18 protein-coding genes and 1 tRNA gene are annotated in these 22,682 nt (G+C 65.8%); 17 read left to right on the forward strand and 2 right to left on the reverse strand.

All coding sequences use genetic code 11. From position 1 onward, the window contains the following. Positions 1-91: 91 nt before the first annotated feature. On the reverse strand, positions 92-805 hold the full coding sequence (locus tag DFLDMN_RS01985) for a Bax inhibitor-1/YccA family protein (RefSeq protein WP_423196860.1): 714 nt from the start codon (positions 803-805) through the stop codon (positions 92-94). Positions 806-1,252: 447 nt separating this feature from the next. On the opposite strand from DFLDMN_RS01985, the gene ndk reads away from it, so the two are divergent. From ndk to DFLDMN_RS02065, 16 genes are all read left to right on the forward strand, one after another. Beyond that, on the forward strand, positions 1,253-1,678 hold the full coding sequence (gene ndk, locus DFLDMN_RS01990; protein WP_423196861.1) for a nucleoside-diphosphate kinase: 426 nt from the start codon (positions 1,253-1,255) through the stop codon (positions 1,676-1,678). 49 nt (positions 1,679-1,727) lie between these two features. Continuing rightward, a complete protein-coding gene (rlmN, locus tag DFLDMN_RS01995) occupies positions 1,728-2,882 on the forward strand; it encodes a 23S rRNA (adenine(2503)-C(2))-methyltransferase RlmN (protein ID WP_423196862.1) in 1,155 nt (384 codons plus the stop codon). Beyond that, complete coding sequence (pilW, locus tag DFLDMN_RS02000) at positions 2,879-3,658, forward strand: type IV pilus biogenesis/stability protein PilW (protein WP_423196863.1); 780 nt, start codon at positions 2,879-2,881, stop codon at positions 3,656-3,658. Before rlmN ends, pilW begins: the two co-directional genes overlap by 4 nt. Next, a complete protein-coding gene (locus DFLDMN_RS02005) occupies positions 3,651-4,676 on the forward strand; it encodes a helix-turn-helix domain-containing protein (protein ID WP_423196864.1) in 1,026 nt (341 codons plus the stop codon). The genes pilW and DFLDMN_RS02005 overlap by 8 nt, the downstream gene beginning before the upstream one ends. Positions 4,677-4,733: 57 nt before the next feature. Next, a complete protein-coding gene (gene ispG / locus DFLDMN_RS02010; protein WP_423196865.1) occupies positions 4,734-6,026 on the forward strand; it encodes a flavodoxin-dependent (E)-4-hydroxy-3-methylbut-2-enyl-diphosphate synthase in 1,293 nt (430 codons plus the stop codon). A gap of 137 nt (positions 6,027-6,163) precedes the next feature. After that, complete coding sequence (gene hisS / locus DFLDMN_RS02015) at positions 6,164-7,495, forward strand: histidine--tRNA ligase (RefSeq protein WP_423198281.1); 1,332 nt, start codon at positions 6,164-6,166, stop codon at positions 7,493-7,495. A 79-nt stretch (positions 7,496-7,574) separates the two neighbouring features. Then, positions 7,575-8,207 (forward strand): YfgM family protein, encoded by a 633-nt coding sequence (locus DFLDMN_RS02020; RefSeq protein WP_423196866.1) that lies wholly within the window; start codon positions 7,575-7,577, stop codon positions 8,205-8,207. 53 nt (positions 8,208-8,260) lie between these two features. Then, entirely contained in the window at positions 8,261-9,445 is a 1,185-nt protein-coding gene (gene bamB, locus DFLDMN_RS02025; RefSeq protein WP_423196867.1) for an outer membrane protein assembly factor BamB, read from the forward strand. Between the two features lie 306 nt (positions 9,446-9,751). Further along, a complete protein-coding gene (gene der / locus DFLDMN_RS02030; RefSeq protein WP_423196868.1) occupies positions 9,752-11,095 on the forward strand; it encodes a ribosome biogenesis GTPase Der in 1,344 nt (447 codons plus the stop codon). Positions 11,096-11,320: 225 nt separating this feature from the next. Next, complete coding sequence (gene hfq / locus DFLDMN_RS02035; RefSeq protein ID WP_238263859.1) at positions 11,321-11,560, forward strand: RNA chaperone Hfq; 240 nt, start codon at positions 11,321-11,323, stop codon at positions 11,558-11,560. Between the two features lie 538 nt (positions 11,561-12,098). Continuing rightward, positions 12,099-13,418 (forward strand): GTPase HflX, encoded by a 1,320-nt coding sequence (hflX, locus tag DFLDMN_RS02040; protein WP_423196869.1) that lies wholly within the window; start codon positions 12,099-12,101, stop codon positions 13,416-13,418. A gap of 60 nt (positions 13,419-13,478) precedes the next feature. Continuing rightward, a complete protein-coding gene (gene hflK, locus DFLDMN_RS02045) occupies positions 13,479-14,837 on the forward strand; it encodes an FtsH protease activity modulator HflK (RefSeq protein WP_423196870.1) in 1,359 nt (452 codons plus the stop codon). A gap of 10 nt (positions 14,838-14,847) precedes the next feature. Further along, positions 14,848-15,747, forward strand: a complete 900-nt coding sequence (gene hflC, locus DFLDMN_RS02050) for a protease modulator HflC (RefSeq protein ID WP_423196871.1) — start codon at positions 14,848-14,850, stop codon at positions 15,745-15,747. A gap of 132 nt (positions 15,748-15,879) precedes the next feature. Continuing rightward, entirely contained in the window at positions 15,880-17,031 is a 1,152-nt protein-coding gene (locus DFLDMN_RS02055; protein ID WP_423196872.1) for an ATP phosphoribosyltransferase regulatory subunit, read from the forward strand. 190 nt (positions 17,032-17,221) lie between these two features. Further along, the gene (locus DFLDMN_RS02060; protein WP_423196873.1) at positions 17,222-18,565 is read left to right on the forward strand and encodes an adenylosuccinate synthase; all 1,344 of its coding nucleotides are present in this window, start codon (positions 17,222-17,224) and stop codon (positions 18,563-18,565) included. Between the two features lie 209 nt (positions 18,566-18,774). Beyond that, positions 18,775-19,344, forward strand: a complete 570-nt coding sequence (locus DFLDMN_RS02065) for a phosphoribosyltransferase (RefSeq protein WP_423196874.1) — start codon at positions 18,775-18,777, stop codon at positions 19,342-19,344. A 423-nt stretch (positions 19,345-19,767) separates the two neighbouring features. Here the strand turns inward: DFLDMN_RS02065 and DFLDMN_RS02070 are convergent. Next, positions 19,768-19,854, reverse strand: a tRNA-Leu gene (locus tag DFLDMN_RS02070). Between the two features lie 67 nt (positions 19,855-19,921). On the opposite strand from DFLDMN_RS02070, the gene rnr reads away from it, so the two are divergent. Continuing rightward, the gene (gene rnr / locus DFLDMN_RS02075; protein WP_423196875.1) at positions 19,922-22,582 is read left to right on the forward strand and encodes a ribonuclease R; all 2,661 of its coding nucleotides are present in this window, start codon (positions 19,922-19,924) and stop codon (positions 22,580-22,582) included. Positions 22,583-22,682: the final 100 nt, after the last annotated feature.

Below are 22,682 nucleotides of genomic sequence, written 5' to 3' on the forward strand. Positions count from 1 at the left end.
AGCGCCACGCGCAGAAAAAAGCCGGCCCCAAGGCCGGCTTTTTTTGCATGCCGAGGCATGCAGGGGGCAGCCCCGCAGGGGCTTTCCCCACTCAGTCGCGGTTGCCGCCGAAGATACCGAGCAGCGCCAGCAGGTTCGTGAACACGTTGTACACGTCGAGGTAGATCGCGAGCGTGGCGGTCACGTAATTCGTCTCGCCGCCATTCACCACGCGCTGCACGTCGACCAGCATGAACGCCGAGAAGATGGCGATCGCGATCAGCGAGAACACGATCATCAGCGACGGCAGTTGCAGCCAGATATTGGCGATGCCGGCCAGCAGCAGCATGATCGCGCCGACCATCAGGAACTTGGTCATGCCCGAAAAATCGCGCTTGCTGGTGGTGGCGATCGTCGCCATCGTCGCGAATACCGCGGCGGTGCCGCCAAAGGCATACATGATCAGCTCGGGGCCATTGGAGAAGCGCAGCGTCACACCGATCAGGCGCGACAGCATCAGGCCCATGAAGAACGTGAATGCCAGTAGCAGAACCACGCCCCAGCCGCTGTTCTTGGTCTTCTCGATGGCATAGAAGAAGCCGAACGCGATGCCGAGGAACAGGATCAGCGACAGGCCGGGGCTGCCGGCGACCATCGTGAACCCGGTGGCGACGCCGAGCCAGGCTCCCAGCACGGTGGGCACCATCGACAGCGCAAGCAGCCAGTAGGTGTTGCGCAGGACCCGGTTGCGGACAACGACGTCGCTGGCGCCGCCGATCGTGTTGGCGCCGTTGCCGAATCGATAACTGTCAAGCCTCTCGTTCATGGTGACTCCTGTGTTCCTGTCTGCTGTGTCCAAGTACTGCGTTGTTAGCTGCAACGTACGCCGTAACGTACGCCATAACGTAAGACATAACGTAAGCCGCAACGTTGCACCCGGCTGGGCCGGGCGAAGCACAGTGCCAATGTGGCATCGCACGGGGTGAATTGCAAGGGGTTTGGAGTGACTTTGTCTTGACAACTACGTTGGCACCCGCTTGTCTTGCTGATTCGACAACATTTGACGGAGAGCAAGGCGAAGCGTTCCCTTGGTGTGATTTAAAGAACGCTTGCCGGCATTTCCCGCCTGGGTGGGAGCGCCGCGGGGGCACCGCCGGGGTCCCGGCGGACGCCGTCGTGCGCGATGCCGGATGCCCGCTCGAATCCGTCATTGTCTCGTGCTAGAATTGCACGTTTATTCCTTTAGTAACCCCTTCATTTTTCGGAGTTTTTCATGGCGATCGAACGCACCCTGTCGATTATCAAGCCGGATGCCGTGGCCAAGAATGTCATCGGCCAGATCTATGCCCGTTTCGAGGGCGCCGGCCTGAAGGTCGTGGCCGCCAAGATGGTTCATCTGTCGCGCGCGGAAGCCGAACAGTTCTACGCCGTGCACAAGGCCCGCCCGTTCTTCAAGGATCTGGTGGACTTCATGATTTCCGGCCCGGTCATGATCCAGGCGCTGGAAGGCGAGAACGCCATTGCCAAGAACCGCGACCTGATGGGCGCCACCGACCCGAAGAAGGCCGAGAAGGGCACCATCCGCGCCGACTTCGCCGACAGCATCGACGCCAACGCCGTGCACGGCTCGGACGCCGCCGAGACCGCCGCCGTGGAAGTGGCCTTCTTCTTCCCGGGCATGAACGTTTACAGCCGCTGATTGTCCCACGCTGCTGATTTGCGTTGATTTCCACGCTGGAACCCTTGCCATGAACCCTCTCGTCAATCTGCTCGACCTGGATGCGGACGGGCTCACCGCTTACTGCGGAGAGCTCGGCGAGAAGCCGTTCCGCGCAAAGCAGTTGCAGCGCTGGATCCACCAGTTCGGCGCCAGCCAGTTCGACGCCATGTCGGATCTCGCCAAGTCGCTGCGCGAGAAGCTCGCCACGCGGGCCGAGATCCGTGCGCCGGCCGCCATCACCGACCACCTGTCGGCCGACGGCACGCGCAAATGGCTGGTCGACGTCGGCGCCGGCAACGCGGTGGAGACCGTCTACATCCCCGAGGAAACGCGCGGCACGCTGTGCGTCTCCTCGCAGGCGGGGTGCGCGGTCAACTGCCGGTTCTGCTCGACCGGCAAGCAGGGTTTTTCGCGCAACCTGAGCACGGGCGAGATCATTGGCCAGCTGTGGATGGCCGAGTTCGCGATGCGTGCCCAGCTTGGGCGCGGCCCCAAGGACGACCGCGTCATCTCCAACGTGGTGATGATGGGCATGGGCGAGCCGCTGCTCAACTACGACCAGGTGGTGCCGGCCCTGCGCCTGATGCTCGACGATAACGCGTACGGCCTGTCGCGCCGCCGCGTGACGGTGTCCACTTCGGGCGTGGTGCCGATGATGGACCGCCTGGCCAAGGACCTGCCGGTGGCATTGGCGGTGTCGCTGCACGCGTCGAACGATCCGCTGCGCGACATGCTGGTCCCACTGAACAAGAAGTATCCGCTGGCCGAACTGATGGCGGCATGCCGCCGCTACCTCGAATTCGCGCCGCGCGATTTCATTACTTTCGAATACTGCATGCTCGATGGCGTCAACGACGGCGTCGAGCATGCGCGGGAATTGTTGAAGCTGGTGGCCGACGTGCCCTGCAAGTTCAACCTGATCCCGTTCAACCCGTTCCCGGAATCGGGGCTGAAGCGCTCGCAGAACGACCAGATCCGCCGCTTTGCCCAGGTGCTGATGGACGCGGGCATTGTCACCACGATCCGCAAGACTCGCGGCGACGATATCGACGCTGCCTGCGGCCAGCTGGCCGGCGAGGTCATGGATCGTACCCGTCTGGCCGAGCGCGGCAAGTTCGGCAAGATCACACCACTGGTGCCGGTCTCCGCCGCCGGCCAAGCTCGGGAGGCACGCCCCGCATGATGCGTCTGATTGTCGCGACCCTGTTCGGGTTGTTGATGTTGTCCGCCTGTACCCTGCCGAAAGCGCCGCCGCAGGGTATCCCGACCGCTTCCGACCAGACCGACGTCAGCCGCCGCGCCGCGCTCCGGCTGCAGTTGGCAATGAATTACCTGGAGGCGGGCCAGTACACGGTGTCGCTCGACGAGTCGAAGCAGGCGATCGCGATCGATCCGACGCTGGTCGACGCGTATCATGTACGCGCGCTGGCGTACATGGGCATGAAGGAAAGCGCGCTGGCGGAGGACAGTTTTCGCACGGCGCTGTCGATGCGGCCCAACGATCCCGATGTGCTGAACAACTACGGCTGGTTCCTGTGCCAGGCCAACCGCTACAACGAAGCCCTGCCGGCGCTGCGCCGCGCGGTGGACATCCCGGCCGCGGCCGGTCCGGTCAAGCCGCTGATCAGCCTGGGCGCCTGCCAGCTGCGCACCGGCGACAGCCAGGGCGCCGAGCAGTCGCTGCAGCGCGCGCTCGGCTACGACCGCAACAATTCCGCCGCCATCACCAACCTGGCGCTGGTCTATTTCAAACGAGGCGATATCGCCCAGGCCCAACAATACATCGGACGTGTCAACAGCGGACGGAACCCGAGCGCGCAATCGCTCTGGCTGGGTGCGCGCATCGCGCACCGTCGCGGCGACGCGGCCGCGCAGAGCGACCTTGTGGCGCAACTGCGCAGCCGGTTTCCCGACTCGCGCGAGTTGACCGCCTACGAACAAGGAGCATGGGATGAGTGACCAGGAGCGAGCCGTCGGCCACGCCGCGGCGGAGGTCGTGGAGGCCGATCGCGATGCGGTGGCGCGCGAGATTGGCGCGCAGCTCAAGGAAGGGCGCGAGGCGCAGCGACTGTCGCTCGAGGATGTGAGTGCGCGGCTCAAGGTGGCGGCGCCCAAGCTGGCGGCGATCGAGGCCGGCAATGTGTCGAGCTTGCCGGACGTGACGTTCGCCAAGGGTGTGATGCGCGCCTATGCCCGTACGCTCCACATGGATATCGATCCGCTGCTCGGCCGCTACCACGCGCAGGCCCAGGCCACGCCGGTGGTGGAAATCACGCGCCGCAACGAAGGCGCGCTTAACCAGACCTTCAGCGACCGCAACCGCTTTGGCGGTGGCGGCGCCTCCGCCGGTACCGGTGGCCGCTGGGTCTGGCTATGCTTCGTGATCGCCGTGCTTGCCGCTGGCGGCTGGTTTGGCTACGACCATTTCAAGGGCTGGCTCGATGCGCGCAACAGCCAGCACGCGGAGGCGCCCCCGCCGGCCGAGGAGGCACAGGTCGAGTCGCGCGGCGACGGCACCGTGACCGCCACGCTGCCCCCCGTGATGACCGGCAACGATTCGCCGGCACCGTCGGAAGCGTTGCCCGCCTCGGCGGCGGCACCGGCCAATACGGTCCCCGCGCCCACTACCGCCGGCGGCATGCCGCTGGCCACGGGTGGCGCGCTTGGTCCGGCCGAAGCCGCGGCCCCAACGACCCCATCGGCCCCGGCCCCGGCGTCGGCCGCCAAGGCGGCCGCGGGTGGCGAACTGGAGCTGCGCTTCGCGGCCGATACCTGGTACGAGATTCGCGATCGCAACGGCAAGGTGGTACTCGGTGGCACGGCCCACGCCGGCGATGTGGTGGCCGGTGGCGGTACCCCCCCGTACAAGGTGGTGATCGGCAACGTCAAGGGCGTCGAATCGATTCGACGCAATGGCGAGCCAGTGGATTTCAAGAGCGCTGACCGTAACAACGTGGCACGGATGACGTTGCCATGAGGTCGTCCGCGAGGCGCGGTCGGTGCAAAACCGTCAAGCATGCAAGGTGGTAATGCGATGAATCAAGAGGCTTTCCAGCCCGTCCTGCCGGGGCCGCTGCCGCGCCGGCAATCGCGCCAGGCGCGCGTCGTGTGGGGCGACAATGTCGTCACGATCGGCGGCGATGCGCCCGTGCGCGTGCAGTCCATGACCAACACCGATACCGTCGATGCGATCGGTACCGCCATCCAGGTGAAGGAGCTGGCGCGTGCCGGCTCCGAGATCGTACGCATCACGGTGAACACGCCCGAGGCCGCCGCCGCCGTGCCGGCCATTCGCGAGCAGCTCGACCGCATGGGCATCAACGTGCCGCTGGTGGGTGACTTCCACTACAACGGCCACAAGCTGCTGCAGGACTATCCGGCGTGCGCCGAGGCGTTGTCGAAGTACCGCATCAACCCGGGCAACGTGGGCCAGGGCGCCAAGCGCGATACGCAGTTCGCGCAGATGATCGAGATGGCGTGCCGCTACAACAAGCCGGTGCGTATCGGCGTCAACTGGGGCAGCCTGGACCAGGACCTGCTCGCGCGCATCATGGACGAGAACGCCGGCCGGGCCCAGCCGTGGTCCGCCCAGAGCGTGATGGTCGAGGCGCTGATCACGTCGGCGATCGAGTCGGCGCGCAAGGCCGAGGAGATCGGCTTGCCGGGCAGCCAGATCATTCTGTCGTGCAAGGTGTCGCAGGTGCAGGAACTGGTGGCCGTGTACCGCGAGCTCTCCCGCCGCTGCGAATACGCGCTGCACCTGGGCCTGACCGAGGCCGGCATGGGCAGCAAGGGCATCGTCGCCTCGACGGCGGCACTGTCGGTGCTGCTGCAGGAGGGCATCGGCGATACCATCCGCATCTCGCTGACGCCGGAACCGGGCGCGCCGCGCGAGAAGGAGGTCTACGTCGGGCAGGAAATCCTGCAGACCATGGGCCTGCGCAACTTCACCCCGATGGTGATTGCCTGCCCGGGCTGCGGCCGCACCACCAGCACGACGTTCCAGGAACTCGCGGCCAGCATCCAGACCTATCTGCGCGAGCAGATGCCGGTGTGGAAGACTGCCTATCCGGGCGTGGAAGAAATGGATGTGGCCGTCATGGGCTGCATCGTCAACGGTCCCGGCGAAAGCAAGCACGCCAATATCGGCATCTCGCTGCCGGGCTCGGGCGAATCGCCGGCCGCGCCGGTGTTCGTGGACGGCGTCAAGGTGAAGACGCTGCGCGGGGAGCGCATCGCCGAGGAATTCCAGGCGATCGTGGATGAATACGTGCGCACGCACTACGGCCCGAATGCCGTGCGTGCCGAACAGGGCGCGACGGCCTGATCGGGCCGCGGTCCGTTCGACCCAGAAGAACCGATACAGAAGAGATGACGACGCAATCCGAGCAATCCGGGCAACCCGAAAAATCCGCCAGGTCGGACAAGGCCGAGAAGGTGCGCGCGCTGCAGGGCGTGAAGGGCATGAACGACATGCTGCCCGCCGACGCGCCGCTGTGGGAGCAGTTCGAGACTGCGGCGCGGTCGATGCTGCGCGCCTATGGCTACGAGCAGATCCGCACGCCGATCCTCGAGCAGACCCAGTTGTTCGTGCGCGGCATCGGCGAAGTGACGGACATCGTCGAGAAGGAGATGTACTCGTTCACGGATTCGCTCAACGGTGACAGCCTGACGCTGCGCCCCGAGGGCACGGCCGCCGCGGTGCGCGCCACGATCGAGCACAATCTGCTGTACGACGGCCCCAAGCGCCTCTGGTACATGGGCCCGATGTTCCGTCACGAGCGTCCGCAGCGCGGGCGCTATCGCCAGTTCCACCAGCTCGGCATCGAGGCGCTCGGCTTTGCCGGCCCCGACGTGGACGCCGAGATCATCCTGATGTGCCAGCGCCTGTGGGACGACCTCGGCCTGACCAATGTCCGGCTGGAACTGAATTCGCTGGGCCAGGCCCACGAGCGTGCCGCGCATCGCGAGGAGCTGATCCGCTATCTCGAGGGCTTCCAGGACATCCTCGACGAGGACGGCAAGCGCCGCCTGTACACCAATCCGCTGCGCGTGCTCGATACCAAGAACCCCGCGCTGCAGGAAATGGCGAGCAACGCGCCGAAGCTGATCGACTTCCTCGGCGAGGAATCGCGCGCGCACTTCGAGGGCGTGCAGCGTCTGCTCAAGGCCAACAATATTCCGTTCAAGATCAACCCGCGCCTTGTGCGTGGCCTCGACTACTACAACCTGACGGTATTCGAGTGGGTCACCGACAAGCTCGGCGCGCAAGGCACCATCGCCGGCGGCGGCCGCTACGATCCGCTGGTCGCGCAGATGGGCGGCAAGCATGCGCCCGCGTGCGGCTGGGCCATGGGGATCGAGCGGATCATCGAGCTGATGCGCGAAGAAGGCCTGACGCCGGAAGCCGAAGGGTGCGACGTCTATGTGGTGCACCAGGGCACCGCGGCGGCGGAGCAGGCGATGATCGCGGCCGAGCGCCTGCGCGATGCCGGACTCAACGTGGTGCTCCATGCCACCCCCGATGGCAAGAGCGGCAGCTTCAAGTCGCAGATGAAGCGTGCCGACGGCAGCGGTGCCAGCTTTGCCGTCATCATCGGCGACGATGAAATCGCCGCCGGCGTGGTGCAGGTGAAGGAGCTGCGTGCCGGCGCGGCTGGCGAGGGCGGCCAGCAGCAAAGTGTGCCGGCCGAAGGTCTGGTCGAGTTCGTGATCGACGCCATGGTCAATGCGATCGAGGCCGATGACGACGACGCCGGCGACGAAGCCGACCACGTCCGTGGTACCACGCACTGAGTACGCACCGGTCACGCAGCACCACGTGGCAGCGGCCACTGGCAACGAAACAATCAATCAACGCGGGTGACGCCTCGACATGGCTTACGATCTGGAAGAGCAGGAACAACTTGAGAATATCAAGGCCTGGTGGAACCAGTATGGCAACGTCATTACCTGGGCCCTGATCGCGGGCCTGCTGGCCTTTGCGGCCTGGGGTGGCTGGAATTACTGGAAGCGCTCGCAGGCGCGCGACGCCGCGCTGCTGTACGAGCAGGTGACCAAGGCCGCCGAGGCGCACGATGCCGACCGCGTGAAGCGCGCCGCCAGCGACCTCGAGAGCAAGTTCGGCGGCACCGCCTATGGTCCGATGAGCGCGCTGGTCGCGGCCAGGACGCTCTACGATGCCGGCGACCTGGCCGGTGCCAAGGCGCAGCTGCAATGGGCGATCGATCACGGCGATGGCGACTATGCATACCTGGCGCGCGTGCGCCTGGCTGGCGTGCTGCTCGACGAAAAGGCCTACGACCAGGGTCTCGCGCTGCTGAAGGAAGATCCGCCGGCACCGTACGTATCGCTGTACGCGGACCGCCGCGGCGACCTGCTGGCCGCCCAGGACAAGCGCGACGACGCGCGAGCGGCCTATCGCCTCGCACTCGACAAGCTGGGCACCGGCGATGCCGGCATGCGCCAGGTCATTCAGTTCAAGCTCGACGCGCTGGGCACCGCCTGAGGCGGCGCCGCGAGATCGAGCATCAGAGAGAAGAGAGAAGGGAACGCATTCTCATGACGTCACTGCTACACGCCGCTGCCAAACGTTCATCCCGTCAAGCGTCGCGGCAGGTCGCGCGCGCGCTGACCGTCGGCGCCTGCCTGGGCGTGCTGGGCGGCTGCTCGCTGTTCGGCAAGGAGAACAAGCACCCGCCCACCGAGCTGAAGCCCGTGTCCGCCACACTGTCGGTGCGCAAGGCCTGGAACGTCGACGTGGGCAGCAGCGGCCCGTACGTGATGGCGCCCGCGGCGTCCGGCAACAACGTCTACGTGTCGTCGAAGAGCGGCAACGTGATGGCCATCGACGGCAACTCGGGCCGCACGCTGTGGAAGGCGCGCACCGATATCGACCTGACGTCCGGCCCCGGCACGGATGGCAGCGTGACGGCGGTTGCCGGCGAGAAGGGCGCGATCTACGCTTTCGATGCGAGCGGCAAGCAGTTGTGGAAGAAGCAGGTCAACGGCGAGGTCCTGTCCGCGCCGCTGGTCGGCAACGGCCTGGTGGTGGTGCGCACCACCGATACGCGCGTGCTTGGTCTCGATGCGCAGACCGGCGAGCGCCGCTGGATCTATCAGCGCTCGCAGACCCCGCTGAACCTGCGCGCGGCGATGGGCATGGTGTTCGCCGGCGACGGCATCGTGATGGGCTTCCCGGGCGGCAAGCTCGGCGTGCTGGCCCCCGGTAATGGCGTGCTGCGCTGGGAAAGCACGGTCTCGTATCCGAAGGGTGTGTCGGAAATCGAACGCCTCAACGACGTGACCGGACAACCCATGGTCAGTGGCCGCCAGGTATGCGCGACCACGTTCCAGGGCCGCATCGCCTGCCTTGAACTGGCCAACGGCCAGCCGCAGTGGGGCAAGGATTTCTCGTCGCCGACCGGCCTTGCGCAGGACGACACGACGCTGTTTGCCAGCGACGAATCGTCGACCGTCTATGCATTCGACCGCCAGAACGGCAACGAACGCTGGAAGAACGACCAGCTGCGCTACCGCAGCCTGGGCACGCCGCTGGCGCTGGGCCGTTCGGTGGTGGTGGGGGACTATGATGGCTACGTCCACTTCCTGTCGCGCGAGGACGGTCAGATCGTGGCCCGCATGCGGACCGACGGCAGCGCGATCAGCGCGGCGCCGGTAATCGCGGGCCAGACCCTCGTGGTGCAGACGCGCGACGGCGACGTGTACGGGTTCGTACCAAACTGATACGGCCGTCCCGCGCTGGCGCCCATGCCCCTGTCGCATGGGCGGCGCCAAATCCGGTAGCATGATCCACGGTCGTGCCACCCAGCCCGTGTGCAAGCCCGGCATTGCCATGCCGTCCCGGCTTCGCACAGGCCCCGACAGGACCGACGACGGGGCGCCCGATGGCCTCTTCGCCGGGGGCATGTCGGGAGGTATCCGAACAGCGTCGGGAAATCGTCGCCTGCCACATGGCAGGCCGCGCCATATATGACTCCGGAGCAGTCGGGGCGGCATCCGCCGACCCCCGGCCCCGTTTCCGTTTATTGCATGAAACCAGTTATCGCACTCGTCGGCCGCCCTAACGTGGGCAAGTCGACGCTATTCAACCGGATGACCCGGTCGCGCGACGCCCTCGTCGCCGACCTGCCGGGCCTGACACGGGACCGCCATTATGGCGAGGGCCGTATTGGCGATCGTCCCTTTATCGTGATCGACACCGGCGGCTTCGAGCCCGTGGCCAAGGACGGCATCGTCGCCGAGATGGCCAAGCAGACCCGCCAGGCCGTGGTAGAGGCCGATGTTGTCATCTTTCTGGTGGATGGCCGCCTGGGGCTGGCGCCGCAGGACCGCGTGATCGCGGACTATCTGCGCAAGACCGGCCGGCGCATCATGCTGGCGGTCAACAAGGCCGAAGGCATGAAGTACACCTCGGTCGCGTCGGATTTCTACGAACTGGGCATGGGTGACCCCTATGCGATTTCGTCGACGCACGGCGACGGCGTGAGCGAGCTGGTGGACGAGGCGCTCGACCTCGCCGTGCAGGAGCGGCCGGAGCTGGCCGAGCCGGAAGACGGCGGCCAGCACGGCGTCAAGATTGCCATCGTGGGCCGCCCCAACGTGGGCAAGTCGACCCTGGTCAATACGCTGATCGGCGAGGAGCGCGTGATCGCGTTCGACATGCCCGGCACCACACGCGACGCCATCTACGTGGAATTCGAGCGTGGCGGCAAGCCCTACACGCTGATCGATACGGCAGGCCTGCGCAAGCGCGGCAAGGTGTTCGAGGCGATCGAGAAGTTCTCGGTGGTCAAGACGTTGCAGTCGATCGCCGACGCCAACGTGGTGGTGCTGCTGCTCGACGCGCAGCAGGACATTTCCGACCAGGACGCGCATATCGCCGGCTTTATCGTCGAGTCCGGCCGGGCGCTGGTGGTGGGGGTCAACAAGTGGGATGGCCTGGACGGCCACACGCGCGACCGCATCAAGCACGACCTCGAGCGCAAGCTGCAGTTTCTCAATTTTGCCAACTTCCATTTCGTATCCGCACGGGAGCGTACCGGCATCGGCGCGCTGATGCGGTCGGTGGACGAAGCCTACGCCGCGGCGATGATCAAGCTGCCGACGCCGCAACTGACGCGCGTGTTGCAGGAGGCCGTGGAATTCCAGCAGCCCAGGCGGGTCGGCACGTCGCGGCCGAAGCTCCGCTATGCGCACCAGGGCGGTTCCAACCCGCCGATCATCGTGGTGCATGGCAATGCGCTGTCCGGCGTGGCGGAGACCTACCGGCGCTATCTGGAGAACCGCTTCCGTACCGCTTTCAAGCTTAAAGGCACGCCGCTTCGCATCGAATTTCGCACGAACAAAAACCCGTACGTCGACTCGAAGGAATGAGTCGCTACGGTGCCGCGAGCCCGGCTTGCGGGCGCGGGCAAGATTCGTTTGCGTTCGTTTGGAACTGCGGCTAAATTCACGGTTAGCAGGGGGAAGCCCCCCTGCGCCTTGAGGTCCGGCTGGTACCGTTTTGATCTTTTTTGGCGCGTTTTTGTGCCGATAGACTTGAACCGGGGATGTCCGTCCCCATGATCCATCACTAAATCTATAAATTTGGAGTGTGCCATGAGCAACAAAGGGCAATTGCTACAAGACCCGTTCCTGAACGCGCTGCGCAAAGAGCACGTGCCGGTTTCCATCTACCTCGTCAATGGCATCAAGCTGCAAGGCAATATCGAGTCGTTCGACCAGTATGTCGTCCTGCTGCGTAACACGGTGACGCAGATGGTCTACAAGCATGCGATCTCCACGGTTGTCCCGGCGCGCGCGGTCAATTTCCGCGTGGATGACTCCACCGAGGGCTAAGCGCATCCCGTCTGTCCGCGGCTGCATTCCGGTGCGGCCGCGCGTTGACTTGATTGTTTCTGTTGGCTTTACGGGCAGTACCGGCCTTGCCGGCGTCTCCCGCTTCCCGGGCTTTACTCGCTTAACCCGCTTTACCCGCTTAACCCGCTTAACCCGCTTAACCCGCTTAACCCGCTTAACCCGCTTAACCCGCTTAACCCGCTTTACTTGCTTCAATCGCTTCAATCGCTTTGCTGGCATCCGTGCCTCCGCGCATCCGTGTCTCAGCGCAGATCGGCGCGCGACCGTGCCGCATGCCCGCGCCGGCGTTCCGACGGTGTCGCGCTGTGTTTCCGCGCCTGTGTTTCACCGTTTTTTACGGCCGCCCGCATGCCTGGCATGGGGCCCGTCGCGTTTCGCGTGGCCACGCATCGCCCGTCGTGCCATGCGGCCGGTCGGCGTCCAGAACCGCGTCCCGGTCAGCGTCAGTCGGGCCTGTCACTGATGGCACGCTGATCCAACGAATTCCTACCCGGCGCCCCGCGCCCCTGTCCCGCCCTTGCAACCCAGAGCCACCTCCCATACCGAGCCGTCGCGCGCCATCCTGGTCGGCGTCGATTTCGGCAAGCACGACTTCCAGGAAAGCCTGTCCGAACTCGCGCTGCTGACCACGACCGCCGGCTCCGTGCCCGTGCATACGTTGACCGGCCGCCGCCCACGTCCCGATCCCGCGCTGTTTATCGGCTCGGGCAAGGCCGAGGAACTCAAGGAAGCGGCCGACGCGCTCGACGCCGACGTGGTGGTGTTCAACCATGCGTTGAGCCCCGCCCAGCAGCGGAACCTGGAGCGCTTCCTGCAACGCCATGTGATCGACCGCACCGGGCTGATCCTCGATATCTTCGCCCAGCGCGCACAGAGCCATGTGGGCAAGGTGCAGGTGGAACTGGCGCAGGTTCAGTACCAGGCCTCGCGCCTGGTTCGCGCCTGGAGCCACCTGGAGCGGCAGAAGGGCGGGATCGGCATGCGTGGCGGCCCTGGCGAGCGCCAGCTCGAACTGGACCGCCGCATGCTGGACGAACGCGCCAAGCGGCTCAAGGCCGACCTGTCGCGGCTGCGCCGCCAGCACCGCACCCAGCGCCGTGCCCGGGCGCGTAACGATACGCTCAGCATTTCGCTGGTCGGCTATACCAATGCCGGCAAGTCGACGCTGTTCAACGCGCTGACCAAGGCGCGCGCCTATGCCGCGGACCAGTTGTTCGCGACCCTCGATACCACCTCGCGCCGGCTCTTCCTCGATGGGCTGGGCAACGTGGTGCTATCCGATACGGTCGGATTTATCCGCGACCTGCCCACCCAGCTGGTCGAGGCGTTCCGGGCCACGCTGGATGAAACCGTGCATGCCGACCTGCTGCTGCACGTGGTGGATGCCTCGAGCCCGGTGCGCCGCGAGCAGATCGAGCAGGTCAACCGTGTGCTGGCGGAAATCGACGCCTCGGACATTCCGCAGATCATCGTCATGAACAAGATCGACGCGGCGCCCGAATTGCTGGAGTCGGGTCCCCGCATCGAGCGCGACGAGGACGGCGTGCCGACCCGCGTTTTTATTTCGGCGCGCGATGGCCTGGGCCTCGACGCCTTGCGCGAGGCCGTGGTGGAGGTGGCGCACTGGCTCGCCTCGTGCCCGCCCGTGCCCCCCGAGTACGACCCCCGGCTCGACCATCCGGTGCCGGACGCCGGCGACGGTGGCGCCCCCGACGAGAGCGGCGGGGAGGCCAGGGGCAACCAGAAAGGCAGCATCGAGGGCAATAAAGGGGGCGGCAACGGCGGTAGCGCTGCTGATAAGCCTGGATTTGCCGACGATCATGGCGAGATTGCGTAAATGTGATCGGGATGGCTGCTAGAATCCCCCTGTTCACAACTTCCCGGACCCGTGCACTTCATGCCCCAGTTCTCCCGGAATCCTGACTCGCGCTACGCGACCGGCGCCTCGTCACACCCTGCGCCGCGGCGCGGTGGCTGGCAGCGCCTGCGCGCCATCTTCTCGCTGAACGACCCCCGGTGGGGCCGCAACGGTCAGGACGACGAAGACAAGGACAAGGACAACAACCGCCAGCAGAACCAGCGTCCGCAGGACGGCCCGCCCGACCTGGACGAACTCTGGCGCGATTTCAACCGTCGCCTGAACGGCCTGCTGGGCCGCAAGGACAACAACGGCGGCGGCAACAACCAGGGCTTTGGCGGCCCGCGTACCTCCGGCAAGGGCTCGGGCGTGGGCGTTGGCGTGCTGATCGCCGCCATCGTCGGCATCTGGCTGGCGAGCGGTTTCTTCATGGTGCAGGAAGGCCAGACCGCGGTGATCCTGCAGTTCGGCAAGTACAAGTACAGCACCGGTCCCGGTATCAACTGGCGCATGCCCTGGCCGATCCAGTCGGCCGAGGTGGTCAACCTGTCGGCGGTGCGGTCGGTGGAGGTGGGTCGCGCCACGTCGATCAAGGACAGCAACCTGAAGGACTCGTCGATGCTCACGCAGGACGAGAACATCATCGACGTCCGTTTCACGGTCCAGTACGACATCCAGGACGCGAGCGAATTCCTGTTCTTCAACAAGACCGATCGCGGCGGCGACGAGGAGCTGGTGACGCAGGCCGCGGAAACGTCGGTGCGCGAGATCGTCGGCCGCAACAAGATGGACGCGGTGCTGTACGAGAACCGCGAGCAGATCGCGCAGGCGCTGGCCAAGTCGATCCAGGCCATCCTGTCGGCGTACAAGACCGGCATCCGCGTGATCTCGGTGAACGTGCAGAGCGTGCAGCCGCCCGAGCAGGTGCAGGCCGCGTTCGACGACGTCAACAAGGCCAGCCAGGACCGCGAGCGCGCCATCAGCGAAGGCCAGGCCTACGCCAACGACATCATTCCGCGGGCCAAGGGTACCGCGGCGCGCCTGAAGGAAGAGGCCGAGGGCTACCGCTCGCGCGTGGTGGCGCAGGCGGAGGGCGATGCCTCGCGCTTCCGCTCGGTGCAAACGGAATACGCCAAGGCGCCGCAAGTGACGCGCGACCGTATCTATCTGGAAACCATGCAGCAGATCTACGCCAATTCGACCAAGGTGCTCGTCGACGTCAAGCAGGGCAGCAACCTGCTGTACCTGCCGCTCGACAAGCTGATGGCGCAGACCCAGGGCGGCACGCCCACGCCGGCCGCGACCACGCCTGGCACGACGGCACCGGCGGTGCCGGACGCGTCCACGGATATCCGCTCGCGTGACGCGATGCGCAACCGCGACCGCGATTCGCGCTAAGGAGACCGTCATGAACCGACTGATTTCCTTTGCCATCGGTATTGTGGTCGTGCTGGCCGTGGCTTCGTCGATGCTGTTCGTGGTCGACCAGCGCCAGTACGCCGTGGTGTTCGCCTTCGGCGAGATCAAGCAGGTGGTGCGCGAGCCCGGCCTGCACTTCAAGCTGCCGCCGCCGCTGCAGAACGTGGTCTTCATGGACCGCCGCCTGCAGACCATCGACGTGGCCGCCAACGAGCGCTTCCTGACCGCCGAGAAGAAGAGCATGGTGGTGGACTGGTTCGTCAAATGGCGCATCGTCGATCCGCGCAAGTTCTTCGTCGCCTTCGGCGGCAACGTGCGCGGCGCGCAGGATCGCATGACACAGCGTATCGATGCGGTGGCGCGCGAGGAGTTCGGCAAGCGCACCGTGGCCGACGTAGTGGCGGGCGAGCGCGACAAGGTGATGCAGAACATCCGGGTTGGCATGGGCGAATACGCGCAGTCGGTCGGCGTCGAGATTCTCGACGTGCGCCTCAAGCGTGTGGACCTGCTGCCCGCGATCAGCGAATCGGTGTACCGCCGCATGGAGGCCGAGCGCAAGCGCGTGGCCAACGAGCTGCGTTCCACCGGCGCGGCCGAGGGCGAAAAGATTCGCGCCGATGCGGATCGCCAGCGTGAAGTGGTGCTGGCCGAGGCGTATCGCGACGCGCAGGTGATCAAGGGCGACGGCGATGCCAAGGCATCGCAGATTTACGCCGACGCGTTTGGGCGCGATCCCGGCTTCGCGCAGTTCTGGCGCAGCATGGAGGCGTACCGTGCCACCTTCCGCGACAAGCGCGACGTGATGGTGCTGGAACCGAACTCCGATTTCTTCCGCTATATGCGTTCCGCGGGCGGCGCCAATGCGCCGGCGGCAAGCGGCAAGAAGTAGGGCGTCGCCACCACCGAGTTTGACGACGAAACCCCGGCTCGTCCGGGGTTTCGTCCGAGGTCCGTCCGCAACGCAAAGGCATGAACCGGCGCGACGTACCTCCGCAACCGTATGACAGAAATGAGAAGCACCATGTCCAATCACTGGCTCCTGCCGGAAAACATTGCCGACGTCCTGCCGTCGGAGGCGCGCAAGATCGAGGAACTGCGCCGCCGCATGCTGGATCTGTTCCGCACCTATGGCTACGAGCTGGTGATGCCGCCGATGCTGGAGTACCTCGAGTCACTGCTGACTGGGACCGGCCACGATCTCGACCTGCGCACGCTCAAGCTCGTCGACCAGTTGTCGGGTCGCACGCTGGGCCTGCGCGCCGATATCACGCCGCAGGTCGCGCGCATCGACGCCCATCTGCTGAATCGCCCGGGCGTGACGCGCCTGTGCTACGCCGGCAACGTGCTGCACGCGCGTCCGGCCGGCTTTCATGCCACCCGGGAGCCGATCCAGATCGGCGCCGAGATCTACGGCCATGCCGGCCTCGAGGCCGATGTGGAAATCCAGGAACTGATGCTGGCCGCGCTGCAGGCGGCGGGCCTCTCGGACGTGCGCCTGGACCTGTGCCACGCGGGCATCCTCGGGGCGGTGCTGGACGGGCTGCCGTCCGTGCGCAAGGTCGAGGACGCGCTGTTCGCCGCGCTGGAAACCAAGGACGTGCCGGGCCTGCGCGAACTGACCGCGGGTCTGCCGCAGACCGAGCGCGAGGCGCTGCTCGCATTGCCCACGCTGTATGGCGGGGTGGACGTCATCGAGCGCGCGCGCGCCACGCTGCCGGCCAGCCCGGTCATCGGCCGCGCGCTTGACGAACTGGCGGCTTTGGCGGCGCAGGTGCGCGGCGCCAGCGTCAATATCGACCTGGCCGATCTGCGCGGCTATCACTACCACAGCGGTGTGATGTTCACGGCCTATGTGGCTGGCCTGCCCAACTATGTGGCACGCGGCGGCCGCTACGACAAGGTGGGCGAAGCCTTTGGCCGCGCGCGGCCCGCTACCGGGTTTTCGCTCGACCTGCGCGAGGTGGCGGCCCTGTCGCCGGTCGAGGTGCGGGCGCAGGCCGTGTTTGCGCCATGGGATGCCGATCCGGCGTTGCGCGCGGCCATTACCGCGCTGCGCGCCGCGGGCGAGATCGTGATCCAGTCGCTGCCGGGTCATACGCACGAGCTCGACGAGTTCAACTGCGACCGCCAACTGGTGCGCCAGGGCGACGGCTGGGTTGTGACGCCGCGCTAGGTGTGGCGGTGCGCGCCATGCGGCGCGCCGTTTTTCCCCTTCTTTTTCACTTCTCGCGTGACCCGCAGGCCCTCCGGCATTCCGGAGGGTGTGCACAGTCTTGTCACATAGCAGCCGGCAATCGCCCAAAAAACGGGCATCGACCGGCAACGAGAGTAGAATACGTTTTTAACCTTCTGACCAATTCAACATGTCCGCATCCGCAGTAGGCCAGGGACGCAACGTCGTCGTGATCGGAACCCAGTGGGGTGACGAAGGCAAAGGAAAGATCGTCGATTGGCTTACCGACCATGCAAAAGGCGTGGTGCGGTTCCAGGGCGGCCACAACGCCGGCCACACACTCATCATCGGCGGCAAGAAGACCATTCTGCGGCTGATCCCGTCGGGCATCATGCGTGAAGGCACGGTCTGCTACATCGGCAACGGTGTGGTGCTGTCGCCCGAGGCGCTGTTCCGCGAAATCGAGGAGCTCGAGGCCGCCGGCCTGCAGGTGCAGAGCCGCCTGCGCATTTCCGAGGCGACCACGCTGATCCTGCCGTACCACGTGGCCATCGACAAGGCGCGCGAAGCCCGTCGTGGCGCCGCCAAGATCGGTACCACGGGTCGTGGCATCGGTCCCGCGTACGAAGACAAGGTGGCACGTCGCGCGCTGCGCGTGCAGGACCTGTTCGACCCCAAGGCGTTTGCCGAACGCCTGCGCGAGAACCTCGATTTCCACAATTTCATGCTGACGCAGTACCTCGGCGCTGACGCGCTCGACTATCAGCAGATCCTGGACGAAATGCTGGCCTACGCGCCGCGCCTCAAGCCGATGGTGGCCGACGTGTCGGCGGAGTTGTACGCGGTCAACGCGGCCGGCGGCAACCTCATGTTCGAGGGCGCGCAGGGCACGCTGCTGGACGTGGACCATGGCACCTATCCGTTCGTGACCTCGAGCAACTGCGTGGCCGGTGCGGCCGCCGCGGGTGCCGGCGTGGGCCCGGGTCGCCTGAACTACATTCTCGGCATTACCAAGGCGTATTGCACGCGCGTTGGCGCGGGTCCGTTCCCGAGCGAGCTGTACGACAACGACAATCCGTCGCGCCAGGATGCGGTAGGCGTGCGCCTGGCCAACGTCGGCAAGGAATTCGGCTCGGTGACCGGCCGTCCGCGCCGTACCGGCTGGCTCGATGCCGCCGCGCTCAAGCGCTCGGTGCAGATCAACGGCGTGTCGGGCCTGTGCATGACCAAGCTCGACGTGCTGGACGGCCTGGAGACCATCAAGCTGTGCGTGGGCTACCGCCTCGACGGCAAGACGGTCGACATCCTGCCGCGCGGCTCCGACGCCGTGGCAGCGTGCGAGCCGGTGTACGAGGAATTCCCGGGCTGGAACGAATCGACGTTTGGTGTGAAGCGCTGGGACGCATTGCCGGAAGCGGCGCGCGTCTACCTGAAGCGCATCGAGGAAGTGGTCGGCATTCCGATCGACATGATCTCGACCGGTCCCGACCGGGACGAAACCATTCTGCTGCGTCACCCTTACCAGGTGTCCTGACGCGGCACGCCGGCGGCGCACGAGAGCCGCGGCAGATCGAAAGGATTTCGGCCCGCGTTTGCGGGCCGAAGCCTTTATCGGGTATCGCGGCAGCCGTAAGCGGGCATGCCGCGCGCATCAACGGTCAATACAACACCGGGCACAACCGGGTGACAGAACCGGGTGACAGAGCCCGGTAATACCGGGCACGACTGAGAGAAGAGCACGCTATGAACCTTCCGACCAATGACGAAGAGAACCTGTGGGTCTCCTGGGACGAATACCATCGGCTGATCGCGCGGCTGGCACTGAACGTGCACGAGTCGGGCTGGAAGTTCGACAAGATCCTGTGCCTTGCGCGCGGCGGTCTGCGCGTGGGCGACCAGATGTCGCGTATCTTCGACGTTCCGCTCGCTATCCTGGCGACCAGCAGCTATCGCGAGGCGGCTGGCACGCAGCAAGGCGAACTGGATATTGCGCAATACATCACGATGACGCGCGGCGAGCTGTCCGGCCGCATTCTGCTGGTGGACGACCTGGTCGACTCGGGTATCACGCTGGAACGCGTCGGCCGGCATTTGCAGGAGCGTTATCCGGCGGTGACCGAGGTACGCTCGGCGGTGATCTGGTACAAGGCGTGCTCGAAGGTCGAGCCCGATTATCACGTGACGTTCCTGCCGACGAATCCGTGGATTCACCAACCGTTTGAAGAGTACGACACACTGCGGCCGCATAACCTGGCGGCCTGGCTCAAGCGCGGCAAGCGCGCGAGCCTGCTGGACGACGATTCGGCCGAGTGAGGCCAGGATCTTGCACATGGGGCGCGCGCCGGCGAGGTTCGCGGGCAAAGCCCCTCAATTCTCGCGATACCGGGCGAGGGCATGGCAGGATAATGCCGGAAGCGCCACTGAATACTGATACACTCATTCACCAGCACCGACATAAGCGCCGTAGCCAGGCCCGACGTGCGTGCGCGCCTGAATGCCAATGTGCCAATGAAGGGAGTTTGGAAAATGCAGCGGATGTCCGGCGTCGCAAAACATGGCAGCGTAACGCGTGTCAGCCCGCGTGTCAGCCCGCGTGTCAGCCCGACCCATGTCAGGTCCGAATATGGCGAAAAACAAAAAACCCGCAGGCTGGAATGCGCTGCGGGTTTCTCGATGGTCCGGATCGGATGTGCGGTAATTGCGCGAAGCAATATTGCACAAGACAATCCGGGAATTTGGTGCCCAGGAGAGGACTCGAACCTCCACAGTGTTGCCACCGCTAGGACCTGAACCTAGTGCGTCTACCAATTCCGCCACCTGGGCAGGTGTCGAAACAACCGAAGGCGCCATTATAGCGGCCATAAAACGTTTGTCAAATAGTTTCCAAAAATTGAATCAGAACAACTATCCGATCCCTAGCCGGGAAGAGATCCTCGGCGTGCTCAGAACTTCGGGGTCACCGCTGTCGGCTGGCGATATCGCCAAGGCCCTTGCCGTTACGCGCAAGGAACACGACGGCTTTCAGAAGCGGCTTGCCGCGATGGAGCGCGACGGTCAGATCGAACTGAACCGCAAGGGCCGCTACGAGCTGGCCCATCAACCCAACTTCGTGGTCGGCCGCGTGCAGGGCCATCGCGACGGCTTTGGCTTCCTGATCCGCGACGATGGCGAGGACGATATCTTCCTGCCGGAACGCGAGCTGCAGAAGGCCATGCATAACGACCGCGCGCAGGTGCGCGTGATGGGCTACGACCGCCGTGGCCGTCCGGAAGGGCAGATCGTCGAGATCATCGAACGGGCCAACCGGTATGTCATCGGCCGGCTGCTGTCCGAGAACGGCGTGCTGGTGGTGGCGCCCGAGGACAAACGCATCGGCCAGGACATCCTGATCCCGCCCAAGGCACAGGGCAAGGCGCGCGTGGGGCAGGTGGTCAGTGTAGAACTGATCGAATACCCGGACCGCTACGTGCAGCCCGTGGGACGCGTGGTCGAGGTGCTTGGCGACATCGACGATCCGGGCATGGAGATCGAGATCGCGGTGCGCAAGTACGGCGTGCCGCATGCGTTCTCGCCGGCCGCCGCCAAGGAAGCGCAGGCGCTGCCCGATGCGGTGCGCGAGCAGGATCTCGACCATCGCATCGACCTGCGCGATGTGCCGCTGGTGACCATCGACGGCGAGGACGCGCGCGACTTCGACGACGCGGTGTACTGCGAGCCGGTCAAGATCGGCCGTACCAAGGGCTGGCGCCTGATCGTCGCGATTGCCGACGTGTCGCACTATGTGCGGCCGGGCACGCCGCTCGATGCGGACGCGCTCGACCGCGCCACCTCGGTGTATTTCCCGCGGCGCGTGATTCCGATGCTGCCGGAGAAGCTGTCCAACGGCTTATGCTCGCTCAATCCGCAGGTCGACCGCCTGTGCATGGTGTGCGATGCGGTGGTCACGGCCAAGGGCGAGCTCAAGGCCTACCAGTTCTACCCGGCCGTCATGCATTCGGCGGCGCGCCTGACCTACAACGAGGTCTGGGCCGTGCTGTCGAATACCAAGGGTCCGGAAGCGCACAAGCGCGCCGAACTGGTGCCGCACCTGCAGAACCTGTACGAGCTGTTCCAGGTCTTGCTGAAGGCGCGCCGCGCGCGGGGTGCGATCGACTTCGATACCACCGAGACCTATATCGTCTGCAATGCGCAGGGCAAGATCGAGCAGATCCTGCCGCGCACGCGCAACGACGCGCACCGGCTGATCGAGGAGTGCATGCTGACCGCCAACGTCTGTGCGGCGGACTTCCTGGAGCGCTTCAAGCATCCGACGCTGTACCGCATCCACGCGGGCCCGGGCGAGGAGAAGCTCAAGAACCTGCGCGAATTCCTCAAGACCGCGGGGCTGTCGCTGGGCGGCGGCGACAAGCCGCAGGCGTCGGACTATGCCGAGGTCATGGACAAGATCAAGTCGCGTCCCGATGCACCGATGCTGCAGACGATGCTGCTGCGCTCGATGCAGCAGGCGGTCTACAGTCCCGACAATATCGGCCACTTCGGCCTGGCGTACGAGGCCTACGCGCACTTCACGAGCCCGATCCGCCGGTATCCGGACCTGCTGGTGCACCGCGCGATCAAGGCGGTGCTGGCGCACACCAAATACCAGCCGGCCTTTGCGCACGGCACTGAGCTCAATACGGCGATCTCGCCCAAGGCGCGCCGCATGCAGGCCAAGGACGCCGAGCAGCGCGCCGAGGCTACCGCCGCGCGCGCGCGCCGCAACGAGGCCATCTGGGACGAACTGGGCCTGCACTGCTCGGCCAACGAGCGCCGCGCCGACGAAGCCTCGCGCGACGTGGAGGCCTGGCTCAAGTGCTACTTCATGCGCGACAAGCTCGGCAGCGATTTTGCCGGCACCGTGAGCGCGGTGACGTCGTTCGGCATCTTCGTGCAGCTTGACGAGTTGTATGTCGAGGGCCTGGTGCATGTGACGGAACTGGGCAGCGACTACTTCCAGTTCGACGAGGCGCGCAACGAGCTGCGCGGCGAGCGCACCGGCATTCGTTACCGGTTGACCGATCGTGTGCGGGTACAGGTGTCGCGCGTCGACCTCGATGCCCGCAAGATCGACTTCCGTCTGGTGCAGGAGCCATCGGCCAAGACGCTGCGCGCGCGTGCCGCGGGACCGGAGGCGCAACCGCGCGTGCCGGCCGCGCATGCGGTGCCCGCGCGCAAGAAGGGTCGCCAGCTGGCGGCGCTGCTGGGCGGGACGTCCAAGCCGGAGGAGTCGTTCGACGAGACGCTCGATCGCGTCATCGAGGAGCAGCCGGTATTCGAGGCCGTCATCACGCCGCTGAAGCCGCCCGTGAAGACCCATGGTGGCACGCACGGCGGCGGGGCACACCCGCCCGCGCGCGGCAAGCCGGCCAAACGCGCGGCCAAGCCCAAGCCCGCGCATCTCGAGCAGGCTCGCAAGACCGGGGCGAAGTCGCACAAGACCGCCGCCAAGGGCCCGACCAAGGGTGCGGCCAAGGGCGCAACCAAGGGCACGCGCTCGGGCCGCAAGCACTAGCGTGCCGCAGGCGGTCGCCGCGCTGCCGAGGACGGTGGCGCGGCGACCGCCGTGCCATCGTCGTCTGCTCCTGCGGGGCTGGCGGCGGACTGCCGGCAGG

The organism is Cupriavidus sp. H19C3, assembly GCF_049393815.1.
Lineage (GTDB): Bacteria > Pseudomonadota > Gammaproteobacteria > Burkholderiales > Burkholderiaceae > Cupriavidus.